The organism is Nocardia sp. CA-151230, from assembly GCF_050942175.1.
Classification (GTDB): Bacteria; Actinomycetota; Actinomycetes; order Mycobacteriales; family Mycobacteriaceae; genus Nocardia.
Genome location: NZ_CP192061.1, coordinates 3104278 through 3118805, shown reverse-complemented (window position 1 = coordinate 3118805; position 14528 = coordinate 3104278). Strand labels below are relative to the sequence as shown.

Annotated in this window: 15 protein-coding genes and 1 pseudogene; 7 read left to right on the top strand and 9 right to left on the bottom strand. The window is 69.6% G+C overall.

Annotated features, from left to right (window positions below; all coding sequences use genetic code 11):
* Positions 1-3 precede the first annotated feature (3 nt).
* From ACQP1O_RS14315 to ACQP1O_RS14295, 5 genes are read left to right on the top strand one after another with little or no spacing between them, the layout of a single operon-like run.
* On the top strand, positions 4-915 hold the full coding sequence (locus ACQP1O_RS14315; RefSeq protein ID WP_433566285.1) for a protein phosphatase 2C domain-containing protein: 912 nt from the start codon (positions 4-6) through the stop codon (positions 913-915).
* Complete coding sequence (locus ACQP1O_RS14310; RefSeq protein WP_433566284.1) at positions 912-2204, top strand: vWA domain-containing protein; 1293 nt, start codon at positions 912-914, stop codon at positions 2202-2204. The genes ACQP1O_RS14315 and ACQP1O_RS14310 overlap by 4 nt, the downstream gene beginning before the upstream one ends.
* An 11-nt stretch (positions 2205-2215) precedes the next feature.
* Positions 2216-2914, top strand: coding sequence for an FHA domain-containing protein (locus ACQP1O_RS14305; protein ID WP_433566283.1), 699 nt, complete (start codon positions 2216-2218; stop codon positions 2912-2914).
* Positions 2911-4371 carry a hypothetical protein gene (locus ACQP1O_RS14300; RefSeq protein WP_433566282.1) on the top strand — a complete coding sequence of 487 codons (1461 nt, stop codon included), beginning with the start codon at positions 2911-2913 and terminating at the stop codon, positions 4369-4371. The genes ACQP1O_RS14305 and ACQP1O_RS14300 overlap by 4 nt, the downstream gene beginning before the upstream one ends.
* Before the next feature lie 41 nt (positions 4372-4412).
* Positions 4413-5024 (top strand): hypothetical protein, encoded by a 612-nt coding sequence (locus tag ACQP1O_RS14295; RefSeq protein WP_433566281.1) that lies wholly within the window; start codon positions 4413-4415, stop codon positions 5022-5024.
* 43 nt (positions 5025-5067) lie between these two features.
* Here the strand turns inward: ACQP1O_RS14295 and ACQP1O_RS14290 are convergent, their stop codons facing one another.
* A complete protein-coding gene (locus ACQP1O_RS14290) occupies positions 5068-6087 on the bottom strand; it encodes a hypothetical protein (RefSeq protein ID WP_433566280.1) in 1020 nt (339 codons plus the stop codon).
* 92 nt (positions 6088-6179) lie between these two features.
* Here ACQP1O_RS14290 and ACQP1O_RS14285 point away from each other — a divergent pair, with 92 nt between their 5' ends.
* Positions 6180-6827 (top strand): TetR/AcrR family transcriptional regulator, encoded by a 648-nt coding sequence (locus ACQP1O_RS14285; protein ID WP_433566279.1) that lies wholly within the window; start codon positions 6180-6182, stop codon positions 6825-6827.
* Here ACQP1O_RS14285 and ACQP1O_RS14280 read toward each other — a convergent pair.
* Both ACQP1O_RS14280 and ACQP1O_RS14275 read right to left on the bottom strand, forming a co-directional pair.
* Positions 6799-6924, bottom strand: a pseudogene (locus ACQP1O_RS14280) (diguanylate cyclase); the annotation flags it as partial. The gene ACQP1O_RS14285 and the pseudogene ACQP1O_RS14280 sit on opposite strands and share 29 nt — an antisense overlap.
* Positions 6925-6931: 7 nt before the next feature.
* Complete coding sequence (locus tag ACQP1O_RS14275) at positions 6932-7369, bottom strand: SRPBCC family protein (RefSeq protein ID WP_433566278.1); 438 nt, start codon at positions 7367-7369, stop codon at positions 6932-6934.
* Positions 7370-8082: 713 nt separating this feature from the next.
* Here ACQP1O_RS14275 and ACQP1O_RS14270 point away from each other — a divergent pair.
* Positions 8083-8571 carry an MmpS family transport accessory protein gene (locus ACQP1O_RS14270; protein ID WP_433566277.1) on the top strand — a complete coding sequence of 163 codons (489 nt, stop codon included), beginning with the start codon at positions 8083-8085 and terminating at the stop codon, positions 8569-8571.
* Positions 8572-8653: 82 nt separating this feature from the next.
* Here ACQP1O_RS14270 and pdxS read toward each other — a convergent pair whose 3' ends face one another.
* From pdxS to pgsA, 6 genes are all read right to left on the bottom strand, one after another.
* Positions 8654-9574 (bottom strand): pyridoxal 5'-phosphate synthase lyase subunit PdxS, encoded by a 921-nt coding sequence (gene pdxS, locus ACQP1O_RS14265; protein WP_354837128.1) that lies wholly within the window; start codon positions 9572-9574, stop codon positions 8654-8656.
* A 354-nt stretch (positions 9575-9928) separates the two neighbouring features.
* Entirely contained in the window at positions 9929-10597 is a 669-nt protein-coding gene (locus ACQP1O_RS14260) for a hypothetical protein (protein WP_433566276.1), read from the bottom strand.
* A gap of 114 nt (positions 10598-10711) precedes the next feature.
* Entirely contained in the window at positions 10712-11752 is a 1041-nt protein-coding gene (locus tag ACQP1O_RS14255; RefSeq protein ID WP_433567681.1) for an NUDIX hydrolase, read from the bottom strand.
* Positions 11752-12876: a glycosyltransferase family 4 protein gene (locus ACQP1O_RS14250; RefSeq protein ID WP_433566275.1), complete on the bottom strand. Its 1125-nt coding sequence runs from the start codon at positions 12874-12876 to the stop codon at positions 11752-11754. The genes ACQP1O_RS14255 and ACQP1O_RS14250 overlap by 1 nt, the downstream gene beginning before the upstream one ends.
* On the bottom strand, positions 12873-13835 hold the full coding sequence (locus ACQP1O_RS14245; RefSeq protein WP_433567680.1) for a phosphatidylinositol mannoside acyltransferase: 963 nt from the start codon (positions 13833-13835) through the stop codon (positions 12873-12875). Before ACQP1O_RS14245 ends, ACQP1O_RS14250 begins: the two co-directional genes overlap by 4 nt.
* A gap of 20 nt (positions 13836-13855) precedes the next feature.
* Positions 13856-14527: a phosphatidylinositol phosphate synthase gene (gene pgsA, locus ACQP1O_RS14240; RefSeq protein WP_433566274.1), complete on the bottom strand. Its 672-nt coding sequence runs from the start codon at positions 14525-14527 to the stop codon at positions 13856-13858.
* Between the last annotated feature and the right edge of the window lies 1 nt (position 14528).

The following is a 14528-nucleotide window of genomic DNA, read 5'->3' as shown; positions in this document are numbered from 1 at the left end:
GCCATGACGACGACACTCGAGGAGACGACAGACGTGTGCCCGGCGTGTGGAGCGCGATGCGCCGACAGCGACCGATTCTGCGAGGACTGCGGCGCATCGCTGACCGGTGAGATCACCCCGGCGGCCGTGCCCGACCGCCGGCAGCTCGACCTCGGCACGCTCGCCGCGGTCACCGATCGCGGGAAACGGCACGCGCACAACGAGGATGCGATGGCACTGCACGTCCTCGACGGCACCCGGATCCTGGTGGTGTGCGACGGAGTGTCCAGCTCCGAGCACGCCGCCGACGCCGCCCAGCGAGCCGCCGCCACCGCCGCGGACCGGCTGGCGGCCGAACTCGGCGCGGGTCTCGGCGTGGAGGCGGCGACCATCCTGGCCATCGGCGCGGCGGCCGAAGCCGTTGCGGCCCTGGGTGATCGGGGCGAGCTGACACCGTCCTGCACCATCGTGACCGCGGCGGTCACGGCGACCACGGTCACCGTCGGGTCCATCGGCGACAGCCGCGCCTACTGGCTCACCGGCGACCCCGCGGCCACCCCGCCGCGCCGGTTGAGTATCGACGATTCGGTGGCGGCGGGGCTGGTGGACCTGGGTGTGGACGAGGTGACCGCCATGTCCATGCCCGACGCGCACACCCTCACCGCCTGGCTCGGGGCCGACGCGGAGGGCGTCGAACCCCATCTGCGCACCTTCGTCCCGGACGGACCGGGCGCGGTGCTGCTGTGCAGCGATGGACTGTGGAACTACTACCCCGACGCCGCCGCGCTCACCGCGCTCGCCCTGCCGTCCGCCCTGACCGACCCCCGCGCCACGGCCCACCAGCTGGCCGATCTGGCGCTGGCCGCCGGCGGCGGCGACAACATCACCGTCGCCGTCGCACCGTTTCCCGCCCTCTCGAGGAATGACCGATCATGAACGACCCCTTGGGTTTCCGCATCGACACCTTCCAGAACGAGTACCTGCCCGCCGGTGCGACGCGGGTCGACGCGGTCGTCACCGTGACCGCCACCGGCGGCGGCGCGATACCGGCCGGCGGCGGGGCGGCCGAGGTGATCATCGTCGACTGTTCGGGCAGCATGGACCACGCCTACGGCAAACTGGCCGCCGCCAAGAACGCCACCGCCGCCGCCATCTCGGCGGTGCGCGACGGCGTGGACTTCGCCGTGGTGGCGGGCACGGACCAGGCGCGCATGGTGTACCCGGTCACGCCGTCGCTCATCACCGCCTCGCCCGGAAGCAAGGCCAATGCCATTGCGGCCGTGCAGAACCTGCGCGCCGGGGGCGGCACCGCGATCGGCACCTGGCTGCGGCTGGCACGGCAGCTGTTCGGGGACCGCGGCGGGCTGCGCCACGCCATCCTGCTCACCGACGGCCGTGACGAGCACGAGACGCCACAGCAGCTCGACGCCGAAATCCAGGCCGGCACCGGGGTGTACGTGTGCGACTGCCGCGGCGTCGGCACCGATTGGGACATCGCGGAACTGCGCAAGATCTCGAGCGCGCTGCTCGGCACCGTCGACATCGTCGCCGACCCCCGGGATCTGGTGGCCGACTTCCAGGCCATGACGACCGCCGCCATGGGCAAGTCGGTCGCCGATGTCGCCCTGCGGCTGTGGACCCCGCGCGGGGCCACCGTGAAATTCGTCAAGCAGGTCGCGCCGGAGCTGCTCGACCTGACCGGACGGCGCACCGAAACCGGCACGCAGACCGGCGAATACCCGACCGGGTCCTGGGGCGGCGCGGAGAGCCGCGACTACCACATCTGCGTCGAGGTCGCGCCCGGCGGACTCGGCGATGTCATGCTCGCCGGGCGGGTCGCGCTGGTGCGCGGCAGCGGGGATCAGGCCGAGGTGCTGGGGCAGGGGCTGATCAAGGCCGTGTGGACCGCCGACGTAGCCCAGTCCAGCAAGATCAGCCCGGAGGTGGCCCACTACACCGGGCAGGCCGAACTCGCCGGGGTCATCCAGGAGGGCCTCGCCGCGCGGCGCGACGGCGACCTCGACACGGCCACCAGGAAACTCGGGCGCGCGGTGCAGATCGCCGCGGCGTCCGGCAATGCGAACACGGCCAAGCTGCTGGAGGGGGTGGTAGACGTGCTCGACGCGCGGACCGGGACGGTGCGGCTGAAGTCCGCGGTGCGCAAGGCCGACGAGATGACCTTGGACACGCGGTCGACCAAGACCTCTCGCGTGCACAAGCGGTGAGGGGGACGACCATGCTGACCTGTCCGGCCGGACACGATTCGGCGGCCGGCGACTACTGCGATGTGTGCGGACTGCTCATGGAGGCGGGCGAGAAACCCACGCCCGCACCGGAACCCACGGGGGTGCCGTGCCCCGTGTGCGGCGAGCCGCAGACGGGACGGTTCTGCGAGGGGTGCAGTTACGACTTCGTGGCGGGCGGGCCCGGGGTGCCGATGGCCGCGCCGGCTACCACGGTGGTCGTGCCGGCACCGACCGTGGTCGCGCCCGTACCGACGATGGTCGCGCCGACCGCCGCCGAGGTACCCGGAACCGCCTGGACAGCAATCGTTTTCGCCGACCGCGAGTACTTCGACACCATGCGCGGCGAGGACGACGACGTCGAATTCCCCGTCTACTGCCCCGAACGCGTCTTCGCGCTGCGGGGCGCGCAGGTCCGGGTGGGCCGCTACAGCGCCTCCAAGGGCATCGATCCCGAGATCGATCTCACCGGTCCCCCACAGGATCCTGGCGTCTCGCACCTGCACGTACTGTTCGTCGCGCAGCCCGGAAACGGCTGGGCCGTCATCGATCTCGGTTCCACCAACGGCACCCGCATGAACGCGGCCGCCGATCCCATTCCGCGTGGGCAGGCGGTGCCCGTGCGATCCGGCGACCGTATCCACCTGGGCGCGTGGACAACTCTCACCCTGAAGCAGGACACCCCGTCATGACGACGATGCTGACCCGTCCCCGGACTCCGCGCCCCGAGACCGGTCGGACCGGGGTGCTCGCGCAGGTGCGCGGGCTGCTCCCGGGCCGCACGGACACCCCCGGCTGGATCCGGCTGCTGGCCGTGGCCACGGTGCTGCTCACCGCGGTGACCGCGCTGGTCATGGCCGCCGACGCGCGGTCGACCCGGCACGGCATCGAGGTGATCGGCCGGCACACCGCGCCGACCGTGACCGCCACCGAGGACCTGTACTTCGCACTGGCCGATATGGACGCCCAACTGGCGAATGTGCTGCTCGCCGGGAGCGATTCGACGCTGTCGACGGTGCGCAGGAACGCGCTCGCCGGCTACGAGCAACGCCGGGTGCAGGCCGACGCCGACCTGCAGCAGGCCATGACCATCGCCACCAATGACGATGCGTCCCGGCAGATCCGGGAGCTGCTCGACAAGTTCGGACAGTACGAGGCACTGGCCGCGGACACCTTCCAGCTCGGCGATCTCGACCGCGGGGCGGCGGGACAGCCCTCGGCCCGCACCCTGGAGGCATACCGGGCGGCGACAGGGATGGTGCCGGATCTGCTGTCGCGCGCCCTGAAGCTGGCCGACACCAACAGCGGTGTGTTGAGCCAGGCGTACCAGGACAGCGAGCACACCACGGTCGCGGCCCGCGTGCGCATCGCCGTGCTGGGCCTGCTGCTGCTCGGCGTGCTGGCGGGATTGCAGGTCGTGCTGCGGGTGATGCTGCACCGGCGGGTCAACCCGGCGCTGGCCGCGACCACCGTGCTGATGCTGGGGGTGCTGGCCGGCGGCTACCTCGCGAATGCTTCTGCGGCACACCAGCTCACCGTCGCCAAGCAGGACGCCTTCGACTCGCTGCTGGCGCTGCGGCAGGCGCGGGCGCTGAGCTACGACGCCAATGCCGACGAGAGCCGGTACCTGCTCGACCCCGGACACGCGGCGGCGTACCAGCAGAGCTTCCTCGAGAAAGCGCAACGACTGGCCGGCGTCGGGGCGCGCGGCCTCGACGACTACGCGGGCGCGCTCGACCAGGCGATCGGCGCACACAGCGGCGATCTCGCACAGGCCCTCAGCGCCGACTCCTTCCTCGGCGAGGAACTGCGCAACATCACCTTCTCCGGTGAGCGCCGGGCCGCCGAGCAGAGCCTGCTCGCCTATCAGGCCTACCAGCACGACGATCACGCGCTGCGCGGACTGTCCGGCTCGGACCTGCGGGCGGCCATCGCCCTCGACACCGGCGCTTCCAACGACCACTTCGCGGCCTACGACAAGGCCCTGGTGTCGACCATCGACATCAACCAGCACGCCTTCGACACCGCGATCACCCAGGGCGAGAACGATTTGTCGGGCTGGAGCACCTGGCTCCCGTACGGCGCGGCCGTGGTCGTCGCGGTCCTGGTGCTGCTCGGCGTCCGCCCGCGCCTGGCCGAGTACCGCTGACCGGAGGTGACCGGGCACGAGACCTCGGCCAAGATGGTCTCGTGCCCGATTTCACCGCCATCAGCCCCGACGCCCTGCACGAACTCATCGCCGAGCGGGCCATGGCGCTGACCGGGTACGCGGTGATCGCTGTGGACGGCGCGGATGCCGCGGACCCGCTCACCGTCGCGAGCGGGGTCGCCGAACTCCTGCGCACCCGGGGCCGCCCCGCCGCGGTGGTGTCGCTGCACGATTTCGTCCGGCCCGCCTCCGTGCGCCTGGAATACGATCGCGACAGCGAATTCACCTACCGCACCGGGTGGTTCGACTACGCGGCCTTGAATCGCGAAGTCCTCAAACCGCTTCGGGACACCGGGCGCTACCTGCCCGCGCTCTGGGACGAACGTGCCGATCGCTCCGCCCGCGCTCGTATCCGCACCGCCGACGACACCACCGTGCTGTTCATCGCCGGACCCATGCTGCTCGGGCGCGGACTGGACTTCGATCTGACTGTCGGCCTGCGCATGTCGGCGGGGGCGCTGCGCCGCCGGACGGACGCCGCGAGCCTGTTCACCGTGGACGGGCTGCTCGAGTTCCAGCGCGAGCACGCCGAGGAACCCGATATCCAGGTCGCCTGGGACCATCCGGACCGGCCGGCGATCCGTGTCGGCTGAGCCCGCCCGACAATCCTGATCGGCCGACCCGCGGGACCGGAACTCAGCGCGATTCCGCCTGCTTCGCCAGGGCCCCGAATGCCGCCTTGGGCTCCCAGGTCAGCGAACTGCCCTCCGGCTGACGGACTTTCACCAGTCCCGGGCTCGCCAGGTCCAGGTCGAGCGCGGGGTCGTCGCGGTGCGGCAGGTCGTAGCGGGCGAAGCAGTAGTAGAAGGCGGCGTCCACGCCCGCGGTATCGAGGATGCCGAGCAGGTCGGTGAGGTGGTCGGCCTGGGCCGGCTCGTCGCGCTCGTAGGGGCCGTCGAGGCGTAGCGGTCTCGCGGTGTCCGGGTCCCATTCGATGATGTCGAAGCCGTGTGGGCCCGCATCGGGCGCGCCACGGAAGGACGGGCAGCCGAATTCGGTGATGGCCACCGGCTTTCCGAGCTGCTCACCCTGAGCGACATAGGCGCGCATGGTGTCCCGATAGCCGGGGGCCAGCTCGGCGCCGCGGTATCCGGCGTCGGTGGCGAGGATGTCGAAGAGTTCCCAGTCGACCTGCTCGAACGGCAGACTGCAATAGGTCAGCCTGCCGCGGAACCGGTCCCGCGCTATCGCGGCGGCGCGGGCCAGGAGATCGTTGACGCGAGCGGGGATTCCGGCGAGCGCGGCCTGGCCCGCCGGGGTGCGGAGGGCGGCGGCCCGCTCGGCCAGGGTTTCGCCGGGCAGATATCCGAGCACGAACATGGCGAGCTCGGACCCGACCGCCAGCACGATCTCCGCGCCGCTCGCACGCAGGCGTTCCGCGTGTTCGGCGCAGTCGGCGACGGCGGCGAGGACCTCGTCCTCGGTGACGTCGTTCAGGAACGGGCACACCCAGACTTCCAATCCGGCGGCCGCGGCCTCGGAGGCCGCCAGATTCAGCCTTTCCGGGTACCCGCCCGTGATGCGGACCGCGTCGCAGTGCAGGTCCGCGCGGATGACCCGCATGTCCTCGCGGACCCGGGCGATATCGAACGGCTCGTGGGTGCTGCTGCCCAGGTTCACGAAGCCGGTGTCGTAGCAAACGCCGATCGCTCTCATCGGCTACCTCCTCCATTTACGGTACTGGTCGTACCCTAGTTGCGACCATAACCCGCTTCGAACCGGTCTCGCAAGGTACGCTCAGTACCGTTATGAGCGAATCGACAGAGCGCACGACCCGCCGCCGCGGCCCGGCACTGGAACAGGCGATCCTGCGTGCGGCCGTGGACGAGCTGCTCGAATCCGGGTACCCCGGGATGACCATGGACGCCGTCGCCGCCCGGGCGGGCACCAACAAGAACGCCATCTACCGGCGCTGGCCCAACCGCGCCGCACTGGGCGTCGCGGCGTATCGGCAGCTGACCTCGGCCGCGCTCGAACTGCCGGATACGGGCGCCCTGCGCGCGGACGCGCTGGAGTTGTTGCGCCGCGCCAACTCCCATCTGTCCTCGCCGCTCGGCGGGATCCTGCGCAGCCTGCTCTCCCAGCTCGCGAACGAGCCCGAGCTGCTCGCGCAATTACGGGAACAGTCCGGGGACACGGGAACCCGGCCGTGGCTCACCATCCTCGAGCGGGCGGCCGACCGCGGCGAGGCCCCGCCCGCGGCGTGCGTCGCCCGGGTCGCCACCACGCCGATCGACCTGCTGCGCAACGAGTTCGTGACGCGCGGCGCGCCGATGGTGCCCGACGACGTGCTGGTGGACATCGTCGACACCGTGTACCTGCCACTGATCTGCGGCTATGCGACCGCGGGTCACCACCGGGGCGAGGTCAGGCCGCCCCGGGCGAATCGAGAATGACCTCGACGAAGTCGACGCGCCGGAATCCTGGCGAGAAGTGTTCCAGGACATCGGCTTTCACATTCGCGAAGGTGGTGTCCGGGCGATGGACGGTCCCGGCGCGGTCAGGCCGTGCCGGACTCGAGCAGGGCCTTGGCGCGATCCAGGCCGGAAACCTCCGCGGTCATGGTCTTCTGGACCGGGCCGTTCATGAGCAGCTTCTTGAGGCCCGACAGTTCCGCGGCCAGCGAGAAGGTCACCGCGGTGCCCTCCGCCACCGGCGTGAAGGCATAGGTGACCGTGGGGCGCAGCGGTCCCGCGATGCCGTTCAGGACGACCTTCTCGTTCGGGATGTACTCGGTGATCTGGACGTCGGCGGGGATGCCCCGGCCGCCGGGACCCGAGACCGTCTGACGGTAGACGGTGCCCACGGCGGGCGGGCCTTCGGCGGCGATCTGCTTGACGCCGGTGCGCCAGCGGGCACTGTTGGTCGAGTCGGCGAAGAAGGCGAACACTTCGTCGACGGGGCGGGCGATGGTCACCGTACGGGACGCGGCGGGCATGGCGGTCCTTTCGCCTCGAGGGTGTTCGGCTGCGGCGCTGGCGTTCATGACACCAGCAAGCGGGCGGCCGGGCCACCACCCGGGCGGCGTGTCCGTGCCCGGTTTCGCCGAGCCCGGTCGGCTCACCACCGGCGATGGCGGGCGTCGAAGGTCTCGGTGGGATCGCGGCGCCAGCAACGACCCGGTGACGGACATGACAGAGGCCAGGACAGGGTGGGCCACCGATAGGCGAGGTGGTCGATTACCAGCATGCCGACTCCTTGCCGGAATGGCTGATCATCACAGTTCACCGGCGACCGAGCCGAAGACCAGCGAGGAAGTACCAGGTAGTAGATCTGCCGCAGTACAGTCCGAAATAATTAGCCGGGGTTAGCTGAACGGTATGCACGCAGGTAGCCACCGGTATGGGCAGGCTCACAGCGCCGCGCGTGCCGCGTTGGCGATCCTTGACATATAGCAATCAGTTGGCAACCCAACGGGGCCGAAGGTCACTCGTACACAATGCAATTGCGGAATCGTGCACAATGCGACCGCGCAATCCTCTGAGATCCTCGGTCTGCCGACTTCGGCAAGAATCTCCAATTCCGCCCGATACCAACGGATTCCACGACCGATTCGACGACCTATCCCTCCCCGCTTCGGGCGGTTCTCACGGCGCATTCCCGCTGATACGGTTCCGCTCCGGTCCACAGGAATACAAATCAAGGGGATTCATGACGTACCAAGGTGTTCCGGCTCCGGGATATCCGATGCAGCCGCCACCGCCCAGAAAGCGGAAGATCTGGCCGTGGATCGTGGGGGCACTGCTGCTGCTCATCGTGCTGCCGTTCGCAGCCTGCACAGCGGTGTTCGGCAAGGCCGCGAACGACGTCGCCAAGGAATCCAAGCGCACCGTGGATGTCCGCTACGAGGTGACCGGGTCCGGCGAAGGCACGTACGTCAAGCCGTCGATCACCTACAGCATCGGCGACACGGGATCGGGGACCAGCACCGCGGCGCAACTGCCGTGGAGCAAGGATGTCACCCTGACCGGCATTCTCAAGATGGCCACCCTCACCGCGACGGCCGCCGACGATGACAGTGCGACCATCAGCTGCCGCATCGTGCAGGGCGACAAGGTGCTGGTGGAGAACACCGCCACCGGTTCGCTGGCCATGGCCACCTGCACCACGGATCTGAGCACAATCACCGGAAGCAAGTGAACGACGATCGCCGGGTGGCCTCGAAGACCACCCGGCGATGTCGAATCAGATTGTCGCGGAGCCGTTTACCGGCCGGAGCCGATTACCAGCCGCGCTCGGCAAGGCGGTGGGGCTGGGGGATCTCCTCGACGTTGATGCCGACCATGGCCTCGCCCAGGCCGCGCGAGACCTTCGCGAGGACATCGGGGTCATCGTGGAAGGTGGTGGCCTTGACGATGGCGGCGGCACGCTCGGCCGGGTTGCCGGACTTGAAGATGCCCGAGCCGACGAACACGCCTTCGGCGCCGAGCTGCATCATCATGGCGGCGTCGGCCGGGGTGGCGATGCCACCGGCGGTGAACAGCACGACCGGGAGCTTGCCGGTCTCGGCGACCTCGGCGACCAGCTCGTAGGGGGCCTGCAGTTCCTTGGCGGCCACGTAGAGCTCGTCCTTCGGCAGGGAGGTCAGGCGGCGGATCTCGTCGCGGATCTTGCGCATGTGGGTGGTGGCGTTGGAGACGTCGCCGGTGCCGGCCTCGCCCTTGGAGCGGATCATGGCCGCGCCCTCGGTGATTCGGCGCAGCGCCTCGCCCAGGTTGGTCGCGCCACACACGAACGGGACGGTGAAGGCGAACTTGTCGATGTGGTTGGCGTAGTCGGCCGGGGTCAGCACCTCGGACTCGTCGATGTAGTCGACACCCAGCGACTGCAGGATCTGCGCCTCGACGAAGTGGCCGATGCGGGCCTTCGCCATGACGGGGATGGACACGGCGTTGATGATGCCGTCGATCATGTCCGGATCCGACATGCGGGACACGCCACCCTGGGCGCGAATGTCGGCGGGGACCCGCTCCAGCGCCATGACCGCGACGGCACCGGCATCCTCGGCGATCTTGGCCTGCTCCGGCGTGACGACATCCATGATCACACCGCCCTTCAGCATCTCGGCCATGCCGCGCTTGACGCGGGCGGTACCGATGGTCGGGGTGGTGTCGGGCGTGGTCACGGCAAACTCCTGGGTCATGTGGGCCAATCGGTCGGATCGCTCGGAATCGAACAGGTCGATTCTAGGCGGCGCTTTCAGGCCACTTCATAGCCAGTCCGACACGACTGGACTGCCCGCCACGCAAGGGATGACGGGCGTCACAGCGCCAGGGTTACCGCGTCGCTACTACAGCGGTCCGACGACGAAGATCGTCGCCCAGTACTCGGCCGCGGCCGGACCCATCAACGGCTCCAGGAAGTCATAGAGCAGGTAAGACACGAAGAACTTTCCACCTTCCACACACGGTCCGCCGATTCCGTTGCGCGGCAAACCTTCCCCGGGACCCTAGCGGAGATTGCGCCATAGATCACGGGAGGTCCGGGACGTCGCCGGTCAGCCCAGGGTGAAGACGTACCGGCTCGTGGGCACCAGATCCAGGTTCAGGTGCGCGCCGAAGCGGACGACGCTCTCCATCATGGCCGTCACGCGACGCTGCAGTTCCGCATCGTCCCCGCCGCTGCCGTAGAAGGCATGTGCGCTGGTCATGGCCGCCATCGGGAACAGTTCCTCGACGAGGGCGTCGACCCGCTTGCCGTCGGTGATCGCCTCGGTGACGGTGTTCTGGACGTAGCCGAAAGTGTCCTGGGTCTCGATAGCCACTGGCGTGTGCAGGACGTGCCACCGATGCAGCCACTCCTCGCGCGTCAGGTCCTCGGGAATCCGCAGAATCGCGATATTCGCCAGTGCGTCGGTCCGGGCCCCGTCCGCGACCACCGGCGGCTCGATGGGCCGGCGCTCATCCACGATCCAGCCGTTCACGTCATCCGCCACCGTCCGCAGCGCAGCGGTGACCGCCGCGTGCTCGCCCTCGATCCACACGCTCACGACGGCGTCGATCGGCGCGTCATAGGTGGTGTGCTTCACCTGCGCGGCCTCGACATCGGCATCCCGCACATTCACCTGATAGGCCGTCACCCCTACCCCGGCCAGCTCTTTGCGCAGCTCCTCGCCCCGCAGCCGCTCCCCCAGCCCCGCACCCCACAACACATACATCAATTTCATGCCGTAAGTCCTTGCCACAGATCACCATTGATCGCCCCACCGTAGCCCCGCCCGCCGCCCGGAATGCGAGCTTTCAGCCGCCGATCCCACCCACCGGACCGAGTCCGGCGGTTGTCAGCGAATGGAACGGACTTCGGGCTCGATGTCGGAGTCGGCGGCCGCGATGGCCTCGGCGAGCAGATGGTCGAGGTGGTAGGGGTAGACGGTTTCGCCGGAGTGGTCGATCTGGGCGATGTCGGTGGGGGTGCACCATTTGCTGCCGGTGATGGAGCGGCGTTCGATGTAGTCGAGGTTGGTGGGGACCGGGTCGAACGCCTTGGCACGCAGGGCGAAGAAGAGTTCCTCCGAGCGGATGAGTTCGCCGTTGAAGGGGAACACCGCCACCCGGCGCCAGAGGGGGCCGCGCAGGGCCGAGGAGTCGGCGGCGTGGCCGGTTTCCTCGTAGAGTTCGCGGATCGCGGCCTCGCGCAGGGTTTCCCCGGGGTTGACGCCGCCGCCGATGGTGAACCAGAACGGGACGTCGGGAACCTTGGGGTCGACGCCCTGCAACAGCAGGACCCGGTCGTTCTCGTCGACGAGGACCACGCGGGCCGAGGTGCGGACGGTGTCGACGTCGAGCCCGGTGGAGGCAGCGGGGGTGACCCGTTCGGCGATTTCGAAGTAGGTCGGCAGCGGTGCGGTACCGCCGAGGTGCAGCCAGCGGACCAGGCGGCGGGTGCGCAGGGCGAGGGTGTCGCGGACCGCGTCGTTGTGGAAGCGGCGGGCGATGAGGACCCGGGCCTCGGCGTCGGCGAGTTCGGCCACCAGCTGGGGTGGCAGCAGCGCGATGTCGACCGCGGACAGCGCGGCGGCGAGCTGGTTCTCGACGGTTTCGCGGTCGCGCCAGTTGGAGCGTTCTGCCCGGTCGGCCAGCGCGGTCAGCCTGCGGGCCTGCTCGATCAGGGACGGATCGTAGAGCCCACCCAGGGTGGTGGCCACCGAGCGTCCCACTACCGCGCGCCGGGCCAGCGCCGCGTCCAGCGCGTGGCGGGCCTGGTCGGTGCGCACGTGCAGCCGGTCGAGGCGGTTGGCGGTGGTGTAGGCCCAGACCGCGGCGGTGACGACGAGGGCCGCGACGAGGGCGAGGACCAGGATGGTCGTCGCGGAGAAGGTGATCATCCGGCGGTCCTGACGCGCACGTCGCCGACGGTCACGGTCTCGTACACCCGCAGGATCTGTTCGGCCACGACCGGCCAATCGTATTCGCCGACAACCTGATTGGCGGTGCGGATGAACTCCTCGCGCCGGACGTCGTCGGTGAGCATGCCGCTGATCGCCTCACCCAGCCGCGCCGAGTCCCCGACCGGCACCAGCTGTCCCGCGGTGCCGTCGCGCAGCACCCGGCGGAAGGCGTCCAGATCACTGGCCACCACGGCGGTCCCGGCGGCCATGGCCTCGACCAGCACGATGCCGAAGCTCTCACCGCCGAGATTGGGCGCGACATAGACATCGGCACTGCGCATGGCCGAGGCCTTCTCGGCATCCGACACCTGGCCGAGGAAGCGCAGGTGTCCCGCGTTCTCCCCCGCCTCGCGGCGCAGCCGGTCCTCGTCACCGCGGCCGACGATCAGCAGCTCGAGCTCCGGGTGCCGGCGCACCAGTTCCGGCAGCGCGCCCAGCAGCACCTCCATGCCCTTGCGCGGCTCGTCGAACCGGCCCAGGAACAGCACCGACTTCCCCGCGCGCGGATACCCGGCCAGCAGCGGCGCGTGCGCGAACGCGGGCACGTCGACACCGTTGGGGATCTCGACCGCGTCCCCGCCCAGCGCCTCCACCTGCCAGCGCCGCGCCAGCTCGCTCACCGCGATCCGGCCGCTGATCTTCTCGTGGTACGGCCGCAGCACACCCTGAAAAGTACTGAGCACCAGCGACTTCGTGGTCGAGGTGTGGAAGGTGGCCACGATCGGCCCCTCCGCGATCTTCAGCGCCAGCATGGACAGGCTGGGTGCGTTGGGTTCGTGGATGTGCAGGACGTCGAAGTCGTTCTCGGCGATCCAGCGGCGGATCCGGGTATAGGCGGTGGGCCCGAAGGACAGTCGCGCCACCGAGCCGTTGTAGGGGATGGCCACGGCCTTGCCCGCCGACACCACGAAATCGGGCAGCGGCGTGTCGTCGGCGGCGGGCGCGAGCACGCTCACCTTGTGGCCGCGCTCGATGAGCACCTGCGCCAGCTCCACGACATGGGCTTGCACCCCGCCTGGCACATCGAACGAATACGGGCAGACCATGCCGATTCTCATAGCGCCCCTGTTCCCTGCGACCCCTGCGCGTCATAGCCCAGCGCCTGTTGCGCAGCGGCGATACGTTCCAGTCTGGCCTGCGACAGGTCGCTTTCCCACAGGGGTTGCAGCATGTGCCAGTCCGCCGGATGGGCGGCGATATTGGCGGCGAACACGTCGGTCAGCGCCTGGGTGGCGGGTGCGACGCCGCCGGAGAGATCCAGCGCCTCGAAGACCTGCATGCCCCAGCCCTCGCGGCCGTCGGCCTCGGTGGTGAACCAGCAGTGCACGGGCAGCAGCGCCGCACCGGTGTCGGCGGCCAGCTTGGCCGCGCCGGCGGGCAGCCAGGTGCGTTCACCGAACATGGTGACCGGCACCCCCTTGCCGGTCAGGTCGCGCTCCCCCATCAGGCAGACCACCTTGTTGTCCCGCAGCCGATCGGCCAGCTGCGGGAACGGCGGCTGCTCGCCGCCGGTCAGCGGGAACACCTCGAAGCCCAGGCTCTCCCGGTATTCGACGAACCGCTCGAACAGCGACTCCGGCTTCAAACGCTCGGCGACCGTGGAGAACTGGCCGTAGTTCTGCACCAGCCAGACCCCGGCCATATCCCAGTTGCCCGAGTGCGGCAGCACCAGCAGCACGCCCTTGCCCCGGGCCAGCGCCGCGTCCAGGTGTTCGATCCCGTCCACGTGCAGCTGTCCGAGCGCGGCGTGGTCCATCGACGGCAGCCGGAACGCCTCGCGCCAATAGCGGGCATAGGACCGCATACTCGCCGCGATCAGGCTGTCCGGCACCGCCTCCGGTGTCGTGCCCAGCACACGGGCGAGGTTGCGGCGCAGCTGGCTCGGATGCCCGCGGTGCGCCTCCCGGTTCGATCGCCGGGCGGCGGCGTTCGCGCCCACGTCGAAGCCCTTGCGCGCCATGCCCTCCGGCAGGCTGCGGACAAGCCGCCACCCGGCCGCGTACGCCTTGTCGGTCATCGCGGACGTGAAATCGGTTGTCACCGCTGCGGTTCCTCCGGGGCCTTCGCCGCGGGGGCGATGATGTCGCGGGCGCCGGGGGAATTGCGCACCGCCAGCACCCGCTGGAAGACGGTGATGATGCTGAGCACCGCCAGCGCGTACATGGCCGCGTACACCGCGTACGACAGCCAGGTGATGCCGAAATAACCACCGATACCGGTCAATCCGGCGCCGACCAGCACGATGACCAGCCGGTCGGGCCGCTCGATCAGGCCGCCGTCGGCCGACAGCCCGCTGGCCTCCGCCCGCGCCTTGGCGTACGAGATGACCTGCGAGGTCACCAGCACCACCAGGGTCGCCACGAACAGATGCTTGGAGTTCGCGTGGTACACCGACCACCAGGCCAGCCCCGCGAAGATGGCGCCGTCGGCCACGCGGTCACACGTGGCGTCCAGCACCGCACCGTATTTCGTGCCGCCGCCCCGGGCGCGGGCCATGGCCCCGTCCAGCATGTCGAACATGACGAACAACCAGATCACCATGGTTCCCCAGAACAGGTGATCGGTCGGGAACAGGGTCACCGCCGCGGCGATCGAGGCGGTGGTGCCGATGAGCGTCATCGCATCGGGCGTGAGCCCCGTGCTCACCAGCGCTTTGCCCAGGGGCGCAGTCGCTTTGGCGAACGTCTCGCGACCGAAGAAGCTCAGCACG

Bases quoted from the DNA above. Each gene is read 5' to 3' on its own strand.
- ACQP1O_RS14315 (WP_433566285.1), top strand. From the start codon at position 4: ATGACGACGACACTCGAGGAGACGACAGACGTGTGCCCGGCGTGTGGA.
- ACQP1O_RS14310 (WP_433566284.1), top strand. From the start codon at position 912: ATGAACGACCCCTTGGGTTTCCGCATCGACACCTTCCAGAACGAGTAC.
- ACQP1O_RS14305 (WP_433566283.1), top strand. From the start codon at position 2,216: ATGCTGACCTGTCCGGCCGGACACGATTCGGCGGCCGGCGACTACTGC.
- ACQP1O_RS14300 (WP_433566282.1), top strand. From the start codon at position 2,911: ATGACGACGATGCTGACCCGTCCCCGGACTCCGCGCCCCGAGACCGGT.
- ACQP1O_RS14290 (WP_433566280.1), bottom strand. From the start codon at position 6,087: ATGAGAGCGATCGGCGTTTGCTACGACACCGGCTTCGTGAACCTGGGC.
- ACQP1O_RS14285 (WP_433566279.1), top strand. From the start codon at position 6,180: ATGAGCGAATCGACAGAGCGCACGACCCGCCGCCGCGGCCCGGCACTG.
- ACQP1O_RS14275 (WP_433566278.1), bottom strand. From the start codon at position 7,369: ATGCCCGCCGCGTCCCGTACGGTGACCATCGCCCGCCCCGTCGACGAA.
- ACQP1O_RS14270 (WP_433566277.1), top strand. From the start codon at position 8,083: ATGACGTACCAAGGTGTTCCGGCTCCGGGATATCCGATGCAGCCGCCA.
- pdxS (WP_354837128.1), bottom strand. From the start codon at position 9,574: ATGACCCAGGAGTTTGCCGTGACCACGCCCGACACCACCCCGACCATC.
- ACQP1O_RS14260 (WP_433566276.1), bottom strand. From the start codon at position 10,597: ATGAAATTGATGTATGTGTTGTGGGGTGCGGGGCTGGGGGAGCGGCTG.
- ACQP1O_RS14250 (WP_433566275.1), bottom strand. From the start codon at position 12,876: ATGAGAATCGGCATGGTCTGCCCGTATTCGTTCGATGTGCCAGGCGGG.
- ACQP1O_RS14245 (WP_433567680.1), bottom strand. From the start codon at position 13,835: ATGACCGACAAGGCGTACGCGGCCGGGTGGCGGCTTGTCCGCAGCCTG.